Genomic DNA, 13,905 nt, shown 5'->3' with positions numbered 1-13,905 from the left:
GGTTTATTACAGTTAACGTCAACGTCAAGTCATTGTCCATGCGACATCCGCCACAGCTCGCTCACACCTCCTCTACCAACGAGCGGGTTACCACCCGATTGCGGCTGCGCTGCTTGGCTTCGTACATCGCGTGGTCTGCCTGACGATACACGGCCATGGCGGAAGGCACCTGATCGTAGTCGCCACAGCAAACCAGCCCGAAGGAGCCGGTCACGACACCGTGCCGCGACTTTTCATGAGGAATCTGCAGCTGCTCGAGGGCATGGCGGAAGCGCTCGAGCGCATAGCGTCCCGCCTGCAGTGACTCGGCTTCCAGCAAAATCCCGAACTCCTCTCCGCCCAGCCGGAACAGGCGATCTCCGGCGCGGCGGAAGTGCGCCTTGAGCAGCTTGGCCACTTCGACCAGCACCTCGTCTCCGGCCTGGTGACCGTAGGTATCGTTGAATAGCTTGAAGTCGTCGACATCCATCATGGCGAACAGCAGTGGCTTGCCGTCGCGATGCCGGCGATGGATCTCCTCCTCTACCAGGGTCTCGAACTGGCGCCGATTCAGCAGGCCGGTCAAGGGGTCGGTGCGCACCATGGTTGCCAGCTTCAGATTGGCTTGCTCCAACTCCTGGGTACGCTGATGCACCTTGCTCTCGAGCTTCTGGTTGAGGGTGCGCTGCAGTTCGTAGGTCTCCCTCTCGGCCTCCAGCTTGGCCTGCTTCAGGCGATTGATCTTGCAGCCCAGGCCGAAGGCGAGCAGCAGGAATCCAAGGCCCGCGCCCATTTCGAGGGAATATTCGCTGACCATTCCATAAGGCACATAGCCCCCCAGCCGCAGGGAATAGAGCAGGCTCCCCACCAACAGGGCACTCCAGGCCGCCAGGAATATCTGCGCCAATCCATTGCGACGCAGGCTGAGCCAGGCACTGATGCCGAACAATAGCAGGGCATAGCCGATTCCCAGCGGGATCAGGAAGCGCAGCACCCAGGCAAAGCGATCGGTAAAGGCCGGCAGTACGCTGATCACGATCAGGCCGGTCAGCAGATAGAGCCCCCTGGTCAGGCGCGGCAGGCGCTCTTTGAGGTTGAGGTACTCGACGCTGAACTGGGTCAGGGAGGCATAGAGCAGCCCCACGCTGAGCAGCAGCATTGACTGGTTGAAGCGCGGCCACTCCGGCCACAGGAACTGATAGCCAAAGCCGCGTAGAGTAAAGTTGAAGAGCAGAAAGCTCCCCAGATAGAGCACCGAAAGCAGGAAGGTTCGCTCGCGGGTGGCAATATACGTCAGCAGGTTGTAGATCAGCAGCGCCAGCAGGCCACCATACAGCAGACTGTAGGCCATCAGCTCGCGCTGGGTACGCTCGAGAAAGCTGACGTCGTCCATCAGCAGCAGGGGCATGGCAGGCATCAGGCCATCGTGGCTGGCAAGTCGCACGTAGACCTCTCGCGACTCGTCCGGCCCCAGATAGACCGGCAGCACGAAGTTGTGGTGGCTCACGGGGCGGGAACGGTAGTCGCGCCGGCTGCCGGTATGCCATTGCTGCCGCACTCGACCCTGATCGTCAACCGCATAGGCCTCGATGAAACCCGGCAGCGGCGAGCCCAGTTCGAGCAGGCGGCGCAACGGGGCGTGGGAGGTATTCTGCAACTCCAGCTTGAGCCACCAGGATGAATGGCTGAAACCGAAATTGGGGACTTCCTGTTGCAGCGGCTGCCAGGGGAGCGTTTCCGCCTGTTGCAGCACCTGCTCAAAGTCAAGCCGGCCCGTTTCGTCCTCCAGCACCAGCGTCTGGTTTCCGGGCTTGATCACGGACGATGTCGGCGTGATCTCGATGGCAGCCTGAGCCTGCCAGGAGACGAGCGAAAGTAGTAGCCAGAGCAAGGCAGCCATCCATTTGGCCATGCCGGCTGGCAATCCGGCGAGCGCGCAGTGCATGGGCACCGCCTCCCTTTATCGTGTCCTTACGATGCCTCCACTCTAGCAGGTTTGACCCCTGGTTACCCCGTTTAACCGAACGGCTCCGCCCTGCGGGACGGAGCCGTTTGGTTGGCCCATCGGTCGGGCCGACGTCAGCTCAGCGAGATGGTGCTGTTGATGCCGCTGGAGACGTTTTCCGGCTCGAACCAGCGCGCAGTGACGGTCTTGGTCTGGGTCCAGAAGGCGATGGCCTGCTTGCCGTTGGGGCCCAGGTCGCCCAGCTTCGAGGCCCGCGAGCCGGTGAAGCTGAAGTAGGCCACCGGCACCGGGATCGGCACGTTGATACCCACCTGGCCGACGTCGATGTCGGTCTCGAAGCGACGCGCCACCCAGCCGGAGTTGGTGAAGATCGAGGTGCCGTTGCCGTTGGGGTTGGCGTTGATGAACTCGATCGCCTCGTCCAGGGTATCGACGCTCACCACGCACAGCACCGGGCCGAAGATCTCCTCACGGTAGATACTCATCTCGGGCTTGACGTCGGCGAACACGGTGGCGCCGACGAAGTTGCCGTCCGGATAGCCCTCCTCCTGATAGCCGCGGCCGTCCACCAGCAGCCTGGCACCCTCCTTCTCGCCGGCATCGATCAGGCGCTCCACGCGCTCCTTGGCGGCGGGAGAAACCAGCGGGCCGAGATCGGCATCACGCTGGGTGCCAGGGCCTACCTTCATGCCACGAGCACCTTCGACGATGTCATCGAGCCACTGGTTAGCTTCGCCCACCAGCACCACTACCGAGTTAGCCATGCAGCGTTGACCGGCGGCACCGAAGGCCGAGCCCAGCAGGTTGTTGATGGCCTGGCTGCGGTTGGCATCCGGCATGACCACGCAGTGGTTCTTGGCGCCCATCATCGACTGCACCCGCTTGCCCGCCTCGGAGGCACGACGGTAGATGTGAGTACCGACATGAGTGGAGCCGATGAAGGAGAGCGCCTTGATGTCCGGGTGGTCGCAGATCTGGTTGGCCACGTCGGGACCGCCGTGCACCACGCTGAGCACGCCGGCCGGCACACCCGCCTCGTGGGCCAGCTCGACCAGGCGCATGGTGGAGCTAGGATCCTGCTCGGAGGGCTTGAGCACGAAGGTGTTGCCGCTGGCGATGGCCAGCGGAAACATGAAGCAGGGCAGCATGATCGGGAAGTTGAAGGCAGTGATACCCGCACCCACCCCCAGCGGCTGGTTGAGGGTGTAGACGTCGACCTCGCCCGCCGCGTTCTCGGCCAGCTCGCCCAGCTGCAGCGAGGTGATCGAGCAGGCGTGCTCCACTACCTCGAGGCCGCGACCCACTTCACCGGCGGCGTCGGGCAGGGTCTTGCCGTGCTCCTCGGTGATCAGCGCGGCCAGTTCTTCGGTGTGCTCGCGAATCAGTGCCTGCAGCTTGAGCATGATGCGCTGGCGCTTGGCCAGCGGCGTCTTGCGCCACTCCTTGAACGCGGCCTTGGCGCTGGCCACAGCACGGTCGACCTCCTCGGCGGTGCAGAACGGCACCCGCGCCACCACTTCCTGGGTGGCGGGGTTGACCACGTCGCGCCACTCCTGGCTCTGTGACGGGACGGCCTGGCCGTCGATGAACATGGGAATCTCGCGAATGGACATGGCGCTGTGCTCCTATCGTGGTTGTCGTCGTTATTCGATGTGCCGATTAGACTTTCTGTGTAGAAATACACGAATCATGATGAACTCGAGTCTATATAGCCGCGCGTGGACGTGACAATGCATACTTCTTCACAATCGTTGTGCAAAAATGCACAAATAACTCTGCTCCAGAAGCTCACCCGAGACGCCGCTCATGCTCGACTGGCAGGACATCCAGATCTTTCTCGAAGTGGCCCGCAGCCAACGGCTCACCGATGCCGCCCGGCGCCTGGGGGTCGACCACTCCACGCTGTCGCGGCGCACCCGGCGTTTCGAGCAGAAACTCAATACCCAACTCTTCGAGCGTAGCACCCACGGCTATCACCTGACCGAAGCCGGCCAGCAGCTGCTGGCCCACGCCGAGGAGATGGCCCGCTATGCCTTCGAGGCGAGCGAAAGCCTGGCCGACAAGGATCGTCAGCTCAGCGGCCAGATCCGCCTCGGCGTGACCGAGGGTTTCGGTACCTGGGTCATCGCCCCGCTGCTTTCGGCCTTCTGCGCACGCCACCCCGGCATCACGCTGGACCTGCTCGCCCTGCCCCGGGTGGTCAACCTCAGCCGTCACGAAGCAGACCTCGCCATCACCGTGGAACGCCCGGCCAGCCAAGGACTGGTCATCTCGCGACTGTGCGACTATCGCCTGCGGCTCTACGCCAGCGAGGCGTACCTGACACGTCATGGCCGTCCCTCACGGCTCGCCGAGCTGGGCGGGCACCGACTGATCGGCTATGTCGACGACCTGATCTTCAGCGAGCAGCTCAACTATCTCGACCCGCTGCTCGACCCGGCAGTGGTGGGCACGGCACCGCACTTCTCGATTCGAAGCACCAGTGTCACCACCCAGCACGCCGCTGCCCTGCAGGGGGCAGGGCTCGCCGTGCTGCCCTGTTTCATGGCCGAGAGCGGCGACACGCTTCACAGCGTGCTGGACGATGAAGTGGAGATCGTACGCCAGTTCTGGATCACCGCCCGCCAGGAGCAGCGCCGCCTGGCGCGGGTACGCCTGCTGTGGGACTTCCTGCGCGAGGCGCTGGAGGCCAACCGCGCGCTGCTGATGGGAGAAGCGCGAGCGCTGGTGCTGCCCGAGGCTTGAGGAAGGCGCAGCGCCTGCAGAATCCGACGGTGCCCTGGGCTGCCCTGCTCAGGTCACCGCCCCGCGCTGCTGGAAGCGCAGGGCCAGATACTCGCCTTCGGCCAGCACCTCGCGCAGGTGCTGGGCCGCCCGCCAGACATCCTCGTGGCTCAGGTAAAGGGGCGCGAAACCGAAGCGCATCAGCCCCGGCTCGCGGTAATCGCCGATCACGCCGCGTGCAATCAGCGCCTGAACGATGGCATAGCCGTGTTCTCTTTCCACCAACCCTACCTGGCTACCGCGCTGCGCCTCCTCCGGCGTGATGTCACTGATGCCGTGTTCACCCAGGCAGTCGCTCAACGACTCGCGAAACAGCTCGATCAGGCGCTGGCTCTTGCGCCGCAGCTGGCCGAGGTCCACCTCTTGCCACAGCGTCAACGACGCCTCCAGCGCTGCAAAGGCCAGCGGCGAATGGGTGCCGGTACGAAAGCGCGAGATGCCCGGTGCAGGGTCGTAGTCGGCCTCGAAGGCGAATGGCGCCGCATGGCCCAGCCAGCCCGACAGCGGTTGCCATGCCTGGCCCTGGCAGTCGTGGCGAACGTAGAGGAAGGCCGGCGCGCCGGGGCCGCCGTTGAGGTACTTGTAGCTGCAGCCCACCGCGTAGCGTACCCCGCAGGCGGTGAGGTCGACGGGCAGCGCCCCGGCCGAGTGGGCCAGGTCCCAGATCACCTCGGCGCCGCTGGCATGCACCTGCCGGGTGATCGCCGCCATGTCGCGCAGACGTCCGGTGCGATAGTGCACCTGGCTGAGCACCACCGCCGCCACCCGCGCGTCGAGGTAGGTATCCAGCGCTTCACCTTCCGGCACCACCCGATGCTCGAAGCCGCCGAAGCGGCAGAAGCCCTGGGCGATATAGCCGTCGGTGGGAAAGTTGCCGCCTTCGCTGAGAATCACCGGCCGCGCCCTCTCCTGCCCTTCGGTGATCCCCTGCCCTTCGACGATATAGCCCAGCAGCTTGAAGATGTTGTGGGTGATGGTGTCTGTCACCAGCACTTCTCCCGGCGCGGCGCCCAGCAACGGCGCCAGCCGGTCGCCGAGCCGCTCCGGGGCGTCGAACCAGCCCTGGTTCCAGCCCTGGATCAGCGAATCGCGCCACTGCGCCATCAGTCCATCGACGGCTCCCACGGCGGCACTCGGCTGGGCACCCAGGGAGTTGCCATCGAGATAGATCGTGCCTTGCGGCAGGGCGAAGCGGCTTCTGAAGGGGGCCAGCGGGTCCTGTCGGTCCTGCTCGCGGACCTCATCGAGGGTCAGGGGCATGGTCGGCTCCGGCACAAGGAGAAATTTGAATCGGGAAAGCGCTCATCAGCTCGTACAGCATCAAGCCAGCTCGCGCCGCTATCCATCCAACTCGCGAAGCAGCGCCCGCACCGGCGAGGCGTCGGCCCCGGCCAGCTTCAGCGGCAGGGCGATCAGCTCATAATGGCCCGGCGGTACTGCGTCCAGCACCAGCCCTTCAAGAATTGCCATACCATGCTGGTGCACCCGCCAGTGCGCCAGCAGGCGGCTGTCCACCTCGGGATCGAGCGAGGGGCTGTCCACGCCGATCAACCGGGCGCCGCGCTCGGCCAGCAGGTCGATGCTCTCCGGCGCAATCGTGGTGAAGTCGCTGCGCCAGCCATCTTGGGGAAAGCGCTCCCAGGTGCGCAGCAGCACCCGCTCGACGCGCGCTGGCAGCACGGGCAGCAGATGATCGGGCTGTACCACCGGGCCGGCATGGCGCATGTCCAACACCACGCAGGGGCCGAGATAGGGCGCCAGATCCACGCCTTCGATGGCCTGGCCATCCACGGCGTAGTGACTCGGCGCATCGGCATGGGTGCCGGTGTGGGTGGAGAGCGTCAGCCGCGAGACGTTGACCGGGCACTGCCCGTCAAGCACCCAGGTCGGCTCGTGGGCAAAGGAGGTGTCGCCGGGCCACACCGGCATGCCGGCCCGCATCAATTGGGAGATATCGTAGAGGCGGCTCATCAGGTGCCCTCCTCCAGCGTGGTGCGAACCGACCACAGCTCGGGGAAGAACTCCAGCTCCAACGCCTTGGCCAGGAACGAGACCCCGCCGGTGCCGCCGGTACCGGGTTTTTGTCCGATGATGCGCTCCACGGTCTTCAAATGGCTGAAGCGCCACTGGTGGAAGTGGTACTCGGTGTCGACCAGCTTCTCGGCCAGTTCGTAGAGCTCCCAGTGGCGTTCGGTATCGCGATAGACCGCCGCCCAGGCCTGCTCCACCTCGCCGCAGGGCCGATAGGGCTCCGACCAGTCCCGCGCAATGACCGTATCAGGAAGCGCGAAGCCACGCCGGGCCAGCAGCTGCAGGCTGATATCGTAGAGACTTGGTGCATGCAGCACCTCGCTCAGGCGCCGATAGCGCTCGGGATGGCGACGATGCACCTCGACCATCGCCGCATTCTTGTTGCCGAGCAGGAACTCGAGTTCGCGGTACTGGAACGACTGAAAGCCCGAGCTCTGGCCCAGGCTGTCGCGAAAGCGCGCGTAGTCCGCCGGCGTCATGGTCACCAGCACTTCCCAGGCGTTGATCATCTGGGCCTGGATTCGCGCCACCCGCGAGAGCATCTTGAACGCCGGGCGCAGCCGGTCGGCGGCAATGTGCGCCGCTGCGGCATGGGCCTCGTGCAGGCACTGCTTGAGCCACAGTTCTGAAACCTGGTGGATGACGATGAACAGCATCTCGTCATGCTCATCCGTACCCGGCCGCTGGGCCGACAGCAGCGGCTCCAGCTGCAGGTAGTCGCCATAGCTCATCGGCTGGTCCCAGTGCACCCCTTCCTGCGAAAGGTCGACCTGGGCACGACGTGCCGCCTTTTCGTCTGGCCTGTCCATGACCCCACTCCTGTCTTGTCGTTGTGTCCGGGACAGTTTACGAGCCGGCATCAGGCATTTAAATTTGATTAAAAGATGCCCTTTGATGAAATAAATTAATATGCCTACCCGACTCAGCGTTCGACAGATGCAAATGATGGTAGCCATCGCCGATAGCGGCAGCGTTTCCGATGCCGCCGTTCAGCTCGGACTCACCCAGTCGGCACTCAGCCACCGGCTGAAGGAGGCGGAGCGGCTGCTGGGCGCCCCGCTATTCACCCGCGGTCAACGCCGCCTGAACCCGACCTCCGCCGGCAAGCGCCTGCTGCATGCCGCCCGCGGTGTACTGGCCGAGCTGGAACGGGCGGAGCAGGATATCCAGCGCCTGTCGGGCGACATCGAGCGGATCGTTCGACTCGGCGTCGAGGCCTGCGGCGGCTATCACTGGCTTCCCGAGAGCCTGGCCGCATTCGCCGCCGAAGATTCGAAAATCGGGGTGGAGGTCGTCCCGGACGTCTCGCGAGAGCCACTGCGGGCGCTGCGCCAGGGCCATGTGGACCTGGCCCTGGTGGCCGGCAGCCACCCGCCCACCGGTTTCGAAGCCATGGCCTTGCGACGCGACGAGCTGCGCCTGGTGGTGCCCTGCCACCACGCACTGGCCCGGCACGACTGGGTCAGCGCCGAGGATGTCGCCGCCGAGCCGTACGTGGCCTACCACACCACCCCGGAGAAGGGACGCGAGTACGAACAGCTGTTCAGTCCTGCCGGTATCCTGCCCACCCGGGTGATCAGCGCGGGTGTCACCGAAGCCGTGCTGGCCTTGGTCCGCTGCGGCCAGGGCGTGAGCATCCTTCCGGCCTGGACGCTCACGCCCTACCTGGCGGCAGGCGAGCTGGCCTCGGTCGCCCTGACCGAGCGGGGGCTCTACCTGTACTGGTACCTGGTGATACGTCAGGGAGAGCCCGAGGATTCGGCGACACGACAGCTGTTGCGCACGCTGCACGCCACCCTCGGCGCGACATGAGCGGCGCCTTCAGGTGCCGCAGAAGGTGCGAAACACGCGCTCGGTGGGCGCTGCGGGTCGCGCGTACTCGTCGCGGCCTGGCTGGTCATCGTAGGGCTGGGTGACCACGTCGAGCAGCGCCTCGAAGGGGCCAAGGTCGCCCTCGTCCATGGCCGCGGTCAGCGCCTGCTGGACCCGATGGTTGCGCGGGATGAAAGCCGGGCTGGCCAGTTTCATCCGACGCGTGCGCTCGCCCTGAGGCTGCGGCTCCCGGTCGAGCCGTTCGCGCCACTCTTCGAGCCAGCCGGCTATCTCCTCGGGGCGTTCGAACAGTGCAACCAGCGAGGCTTCCGCCTGAGGGTTGTCCGCAGCTTCGGCAAGGTGCCTGAAAGTCAGGGTGAAGTCGGCGCGGCCGCGATGCATGGTGGCCAGCAGCGCCTCGATCAGCGTCTTGTCTTCGGGCTCTTCACTGCCCAGGCCGAGCTTGGCGCGCATCACCGCCAGCCACTCGGCTTCGTACTGCTCAGGGAAGCGCTGCAGCTCCTCGGTGGCGAGCTCGACGGCGCGCTCGCTGTCATCGTCGATCAGCGGCAGCAGGGTCTCGGCCAGCCGCGCCAGGTTCCACTGGGCGATCCATGGCTGGTTCGAGTAGGCATAGCGCCCGCCCTCGTCGATGGAACTGAAGACCATCTGCGGATCGTACTGCTCCATGAAGGCGCATGGACCGAAGTCGATGGTTTCGCCCGAGATCGAGGTGTTGTCGGTATTCATCACCCCGTGGATGAAGCCTATGCCCATCCACCTGGCAATCAGTGACGCCTGGCGCGCCTGAACCGCCTTGAGCAGCCCCAGGTAGCGCCCGCCTCCCTGCCTGTCCTCGAGCTCGGGGTAGTGGCGCTCGATGACGTGTTCGGCCAGCTCGCGCACCCCTTCGCGGTCGCCGCGAGCGGCGAAGTACTGGAAGGTGCCGACACGGATATGGCTGGAGGCGACGCGGGCAAGAATGGCTCCCGGCTCAGGGATGCCCCGGATGACCCGCTCGCCGGTGGTCACCGCGGCGAGTGCCCGCGTGGTGGGTACACCCATGGCGTGCATCGCCTCACTGACCAGGTATTCGCGCAGCACCGGGCCCAGCGGCGAGCGGCCGTCTCCCCCACGGGAGAAGGGCGTACAGCCTGCGCCCTTGAGCTGGATATCACGCAGCCGACCCTCGCGGTCGGTCACCTCGCCCAGCAGCACCGCACGCCCATCACCCAGCCGCGGCACGAAGCCGCCGAACTGATGCCCGGCATAGGCCTGGGCCAGCGGCTCCGAGCCGTGCGGCACCACGTTGCCGGAGAACCACACCGCCGCCTCTTCGGCATCGAAGGCGGCAAGGTCGAAGCCGAGCGACTCGGCCAGCGGCCGGTTGAACGCGATCAACTGGGGATCACGCACCGGCACCGGGTCGAAGCGCTCGTAGAAGCGCTCCGGCAGGCGCGCATAGCGCAAAGTGAATGGGGGAAACATGGTCACTCCATTGGGCATTCCTGCGCTCACTGTAGGCGCGCCAGTGGCGAAAATCGAGCGCGGCGGCAAGCTCATGGTATGTTCCGGTGAAGTCCGCAACCGCCATCGCCGCGCCCGAAAAATGGCCAAGGGAGAGCCTGCCAAATGAGTCACAACCTCTTCGAAACTTTCGCCGCCCGCATGCGCGACCGTAGCGACGCCGATTTCATCACCACCCGCGAGGGTCGGCGCTACTCCTACCGCGCTGCTCTGGACGCCAGCGCCCGCCTGGCCGGTGCGCTGAAAGCGCTGGGTGTGGCCCCCGGCGACCGCGTCGCGGTGCAGGTCGACAAGAGCCCGGAGGCGATCCTGCTCTACCTTGCCTGCCTGAGAATGGGCGGCGTCTACCTGCCGCTCAACACCGGCTATACCGCCGACGAGATCCGCTACTTCCTCACCGACGCCGAACCGGCCCTGTTCGTCTGCCGCCCCGCCGCCTTGGATGAAGCCCGTACGGTGGCCGGCGAGAGCGGCTGCCCCGCGGTGGAGACTCTCGGCACCGATGCCGACGGTAGCCTGCTGACGCTGGCCGAGCGAGCCGAAGCGTACAGCGACATCGAACCGCGCGAGCAAGAAGACCTCGCCGCCATCCTCTACACCTCGGGCACCACCGGTCGCTCCAAGGGCGCCATGCTGACCCACCGCAATCTCGGCTCCAACGCCGCTACCTTGGTGCAGGCCTGGCGCTTCACCGGCGAGGACCGGTTGATCCACGCCCTGCCCATCTTCCATACCCACGGCCTGTTCGTCGGCTGCAACGTGACCCTGATGGCGGGCTCGAGCATGCTGTTCCTGCCCAGGTTCGATGCCGACACGATCTTCGAGGAGATGCCCCACGGCAGCGTCATGATGGGCGTGCCCACCTTCTACACCCGTCTGGTGGCCGATGAGCGCCTCACCCCCGAGGCGACCGCCAACATGCGCCTGTTCGTCTCCGGCTCGGCCCCGCTCACCGCCGAAACCCACCAGGCCTTCGAGGCCAAGACGGGGCACGCCATCCTCGAGCGCTACGGCATGACCGAAACCAACATGAACCTCTCCAACCCCTACGACGGCGAGCGCCGCGCCGGCACCGTAGGCATGCCGCTGCCGGGCGTGGAGTACCGCATCACCGACCGCGAGACTCACGCGCCGGTACCCCAGGGCGAAATCGGCATGCTCGAGATTCGCGGTCCCAACGTCTTCATTGGCTACTGGCGCATGCCCGAGAAGACCCGCGAGGAGCTGCTGGAGGACGGCTTCTTCATCACCGGCGACCTGGCCATGACCGACGCGCACGGCTACGTGCACATCGTCGGCCGCGACAAGGACCTGGTGATCTCGGGCGGCTACAACGTCTATCCCAAGGAGGTCGAGCAGGTGATCGACGAGCTGGAGGGGGTGGTGGAGTCGGCGGTGATCGGCGTGCCGCACCCGGACTTCGGCGAGGGTGTCACCGCGGTGGTGGTAGCGCAATCCGACGCCTCTCTCGATGAGCGCCGGGTGCTCGACTACCTGCAGGATCGGCTGGCGAAGTACAAGCAGCCCAAGCGGGTATTCTTCACCGACGTACTGCCGCGCAATACCATGGGCAAGGTGCAGAAGAACGAGCTACGCAAGCAGTACCAGGACACCTACCGCTGAGGCGCAGTAACGAGACGCGACCGCGCATCGGTCGCACCCACGCACAGGCGGGCCTGCTCGACTCTGGCCCGCCTGACCTGACTTGCCGCCCGGTATCGTCAGAACAACAGCGTGGGCGGCAAGGTGATGCCGATCATTCTGACGAACAGCCCCCACACTGCCGCTCCCACCAGCAGCGGTACGATGAGTATGCTCTTGAAGGTAGCGTTGGGCGCCAGCACGGCGATCAGCAGGCCATTGAAGGCAATGGTCGATACAATCAGCCCCAGGTTGAGCACCAGCCAGAAGTAGACCACCGCACCACCCAGCATCAGGGCCACGGCGACACCGACACCCACCAGGTCCTGATCCTTGGCATCCGACGGCTGCAGTGCCTTCAGCCGGCCCTTGAGGGTGAAGAAGCCCAGGGCCGCAAGCAGCCAGACGCCGGAAGCGATCAGAAAGTAATAGGCCGTCTGCGGCATGATGTAGGAAGGCACCAGCGGTGCGGGGCGCCAGGCACCGTACTGGATATGCAGCAGTCCTGCCACGCCCAGCGCCAGCACCAGGGCTGCTGAAAGCAACTCTTTGACCATCGTGCGGTTCATTTCTTGGCCCTCAAGACGACGGTGAACAGCATGATCAAGGCGAAGGCAGCGACATAGAAGCCGATGGCGATGGGGCTCTTGACCAGCACCCACCAGTCGCCTCCGCCCATGATCATCGACTGGCGCAGAGCCCGTTCGGCCCCGGGTCCGATGATGAAGCCCAGCACCAGCGGTGCCAGCGGAAAGCTCATCAATCGCAGCATGACCCCGAGAGCGCCGGCGAACAGCAGCACCCAGACATCCACCACGGAATTGTTGGCCGCGTAGGTGCCGACGATCGCCAGGATGAAGACCGCCGGGATCATGTAGCCCGGCTGGATCATGGCGATCCGTGAATAATAGGGCAGCAGGATCTTGCCCAGCACCAGATTCACCAGATTGGCGAAGATCAGGGTGAGGAACAGCGCGTAGATGATCGCCGTGTAGTCGGTGAGCAGGCTCGGCCCCGGCGTCATGCCCATCAGGATGAACGCCGCGCCGAACAGTGCCGCGGTGGCGCTTCCGGGTATGCCGAAGGCGAACAGGGGAATGAAGGTGGAACCGCAGGTCGCGCTGTTGCCGGACTCGGCACTGGCGATCCCCTCGAGCGAGCCCTTGCCGAACTCCTCGGAGCGGCGGGAGAAGCGCTGGGCCAGACCGTAGCTCATGAAGGCCGCCAGCGACTGCCCTGCGCCCGGCAGCGCGCCGATGAAGGTACCGACCGCCGCACCGATGTAGGTGGCCTTGAGGGTAGACTTGAATTCAGCCCAGGTCAGCTTGTCCTTGCTGATGTCGTAGCCCTGCAGCAGGCTCGCCTGCTCGGCGACATCGTCCATCAGCTTGTCGACCTTGCGCCGCCACAGCTTAGCGCCCTGGAACACCACCTCGGAAATCGCAAAGATACCGATCAGTACGGGAATCAGGCTGAGGCCCCCGGAGAGCCCAGGCAAGCCGAAGGTCAGGCGGGAAGCCCCAGTGATGGGATCGCGGCCGATCATCGCCAGCAGCACGCCGATGGCGGCCACCGCCAGGCCCTTGGCCACCATGCCCTGGCTCAGAGCAGCGATCAGGATCAGCGAGAAGGCATAGAGGGCGAAGAACTCGATCGGTCCGAAGGTCAAGGCCACCGCAGCCAGCGGCACGGCGATGAAGATCAGCACCAGGTCGCTGGTGGTATCGCCGATGACGGAAGAGTAGAGGGCAGTGTGCAACGCCTTGCTGGGCTTGCCCTTGAGCTTGGCCTGGTAGCCATCGATGCTGGTCGCTGCGGCACCGGGCGTGCCCGGCACCCCAAAGGAGATGGCGGCGATGGAACCACCGAACAGCCCCCCCTTGTAGATGCCCACCAGCAGGCCCATGGCCAGTGCGGGTTCCAGGAAGAACACGAAGGGCAGCAGCAGGGCGATGGCCATGTCGCCCGACAGCCCGGGAATCGCCCCCAGGGTAATGCCCAGCAGCACTCCCAGGAAAACGTACATCAACACGTAGGGATGGAAGGCCAGGGCACTGGCCTCGATGAGGACTTCTATCATCAGCGCTCTCCAACGAGGCTGTAACAATCACGAACACCAAGACGGGGCCGGCAAGCCGGCCCTCGATCAAGGAGCACCAACCGGG

The 13,905-nt window shown here is 65.2% G+C and carries 11 protein-coding genes; 3 read left to right on the top strand and 8 right to left on the bottom strand.

Annotated elements, in window-relative coordinates; translation table 11 throughout:
* Window positions 1–61: 61 nt before the first annotated feature.
* Both H1D44_RS08995 and H1D44_RS08990 read right to left on the bottom strand, forming a co-directional pair.
* Window positions 62–1,924, bottom strand: a complete 1,863-nt coding sequence (locus H1D44_RS08995; protein ID WP_181514517.1) for a diguanylate cyclase — start codon at window positions 1,922–1,924, stop codon at window positions 62–64.
* A 134-nt stretch (window positions 1,925–2,058) separates the two neighbouring features.
* Window positions 2,059–3,558 carry a CoA-acylating methylmalonate-semialdehyde dehydrogenase gene (locus H1D44_RS08990; RefSeq protein WP_181514516.1) on the bottom strand — a complete coding sequence of 500 codons (1,500 nt, stop codon included), beginning with the start codon at window positions 3,556–3,558 and terminating at the stop codon, window positions 2,059–2,061.
* 193 nt (window positions 3,559–3,751) lie between these two features.
* On the opposite strand from H1D44_RS08990, the gene H1D44_RS08985 reads away from it, so the two are divergent.
* Window positions 3,752–4,690 carry a LysR family transcriptional regulator gene (locus tag H1D44_RS08985; RefSeq protein ID WP_181514515.1) on the top strand — a complete coding sequence of 313 codons (939 nt, stop codon included), beginning with the start codon at window positions 3,752–3,754 and terminating at the stop codon, window positions 4,688–4,690.
* 48 nt (window positions 4,691–4,738) lie between these two features.
* Here H1D44_RS08985 and kynU read toward each other — a convergent pair whose 3' ends face one another.
* The 3 genes from kynU to kynA form a co-directional block, all read right to left on the bottom strand.
* Window positions 4,739–5,989: a kynureninase gene (kynU, locus tag H1D44_RS08980; RefSeq protein WP_181514514.1), complete on the bottom strand. Its 1,251-nt coding sequence runs from the start codon at window positions 5,987–5,989 to the stop codon at window positions 4,739–4,741.
* A gap of 78 nt (window positions 5,990–6,067) precedes the next feature.
* Window positions 6,068–6,700, bottom strand: a complete 633-nt coding sequence (kynB, locus tag H1D44_RS08975) for an arylformamidase (protein WP_181514513.1) — start codon at window positions 6,698–6,700, stop codon at window positions 6,068–6,070.
* A complete protein-coding gene (gene kynA, locus H1D44_RS08970; RefSeq protein ID WP_181514512.1) occupies window positions 6,700–7,569 on the bottom strand; it encodes a tryptophan 2,3-dioxygenase in 870 nt (289 codons plus the stop codon). Before kynA ends, kynB begins: the two co-directional genes overlap by 1 nt.
* Window positions 7,570–7,696: 127 nt before the next feature.
* On the opposite strand from kynA, the gene H1D44_RS08965 reads away from it, so the two are divergent.
* The gene (locus H1D44_RS08965) at window positions 7,697–8,572 is read left to right on the top strand and encodes a LysR family transcriptional regulator (protein WP_238984365.1); all 876 of its coding nucleotides are present in this window, start codon (window positions 7,697–7,699) and stop codon (window positions 8,570–8,572) included.
* Between the two features lie 9 nt (window positions 8,573–8,581).
* On the opposite strand, the gene H1D44_RS08960 is transcribed toward H1D44_RS08965, so the two are convergent.
* The gene (locus H1D44_RS08960) at window positions 8,582–10,060 is read right to left on the bottom strand and encodes a protein adenylyltransferase SelO (RefSeq protein ID WP_181514510.1); all 1,479 of its coding nucleotides are present in this window, start codon (window positions 10,058–10,060) and stop codon (window positions 8,582–8,584) included.
* Between the two features lie 144 nt (window positions 10,061–10,204).
* On the opposite strand from H1D44_RS08960, the gene H1D44_RS08955 reads away from it, so the two are divergent.
* Window positions 10,205–11,722, top strand: coding sequence for a malonate--CoA ligase (locus tag H1D44_RS08955; RefSeq protein WP_181514509.1), 1,518 nt, complete (start codon window positions 10,205–10,207; stop codon window positions 11,720–11,722).
* A 98-nt stretch (window positions 11,723–11,820) separates the two neighbouring features.
* On the opposite strand, the gene H1D44_RS08950 is transcribed toward H1D44_RS08955, so the two are convergent.
* Together H1D44_RS08950 and H1D44_RS08945 are read right to left on the bottom strand one after the other, a co-directional pair.
* The gene (locus tag H1D44_RS08950; RefSeq protein WP_238984364.1) at window positions 11,821–12,297 is read right to left on the bottom strand and encodes a tripartite tricarboxylate transporter TctB family protein; all 477 of its coding nucleotides are present in this window, start codon (window positions 12,295–12,297) and stop codon (window positions 11,821–11,823) included.
* Between the two features lie 8 nt (window positions 12,298–12,305).
* Window positions 12,306–13,820: a tripartite tricarboxylate transporter permease gene (locus H1D44_RS08945; RefSeq protein WP_181514507.1), complete on the bottom strand. Its 1,515-nt coding sequence runs from the start codon at window positions 13,818–13,820 to the stop codon at window positions 12,306–12,308.
* Between the last annotated feature and the right edge of the window lie 85 nt (window positions 13,821–13,905).

This window comes from Billgrantia kenyensis, from assembly GCF_013697085.1.
GTDB lineage: Bacteria > Pseudomonadota > Gammaproteobacteria > Pseudomonadales > Halomonadaceae > Halomonas > Halomonas kenyensis.
The sequence above is the reverse complement of the archived record's forward strand: the minus strand, read 5'-3'. Positions and strand labels throughout refer to the sequence as shown.

Bases quoted from the DNA above. Each gene is read 5' to 3' on its own strand.
- H1D44_RS08995 (WP_181514517.1), bottom strand. From the start codon at position 1,924: ATGCACTGCGCGCTCGCCGGATTGCCAGCCGGCATGGCCAAATGGATG.
- H1D44_RS08990 (WP_181514516.1), bottom strand. From the start codon at position 3,558: ATGTCCATTCGCGAGATTCCCATGTTCATCGACGGCCAGGCCGTCCCG.
- H1D44_RS08985 (WP_181514515.1), top strand. From the start codon at position 3,752: ATGCTCGACTGGCAGGACATCCAGATCTTTCTCGAAGTGGCCCGCAGC.
- kynU (WP_181514514.1), bottom strand. From the start codon at position 5,989: ATGCCCCTGACCCTCGATGAGGTCCGCGAGCAGGACCGACAGGACCCG.
- kynB (WP_181514513.1), bottom strand. From the start codon at position 6,700: ATGAGCCGCCTCTACGATATCTCCCAATTGATGCGGGCCGGCATGCCG.
- kynA (WP_181514512.1), bottom strand. From the start codon at position 7,569: ATGGACAGGCCAGACGAAAAGGCGGCACGTCGTGCCCAGGTCGACCTT.
- H1D44_RS08965 (WP_238984365.1), top strand. From the start codon at position 7,697: ATGCAAATGATGGTAGCCATCGCCGATAGCGGCAGCGTTTCCGATGCC.
- H1D44_RS08960 (WP_181514510.1), bottom strand. From the start codon at position 10,060: ATGTTTCCCCCATTCACTTTGCGCTATGCGCGCCTGCCGGAGCGCTTC.
- H1D44_RS08955 (WP_181514509.1), top strand. From the start codon at position 10,205: ATGAGTCACAACCTCTTCGAAACTTTCGCCGCCCGCATGCGCGACCGT.
- H1D44_RS08950 (WP_238984364.1), bottom strand. From the start codon at position 12,297: ATGGTCAAAGAGTTGCTTTCAGCAGCCCTGGTGCTGGCGCTGGGCGTG.
- H1D44_RS08945 (WP_181514507.1), bottom strand. From the start codon at position 13,820: ATGATAGAAGTCCTCATCGAGGCCAGTGCCCTGGCCTTCCATCCCTAC.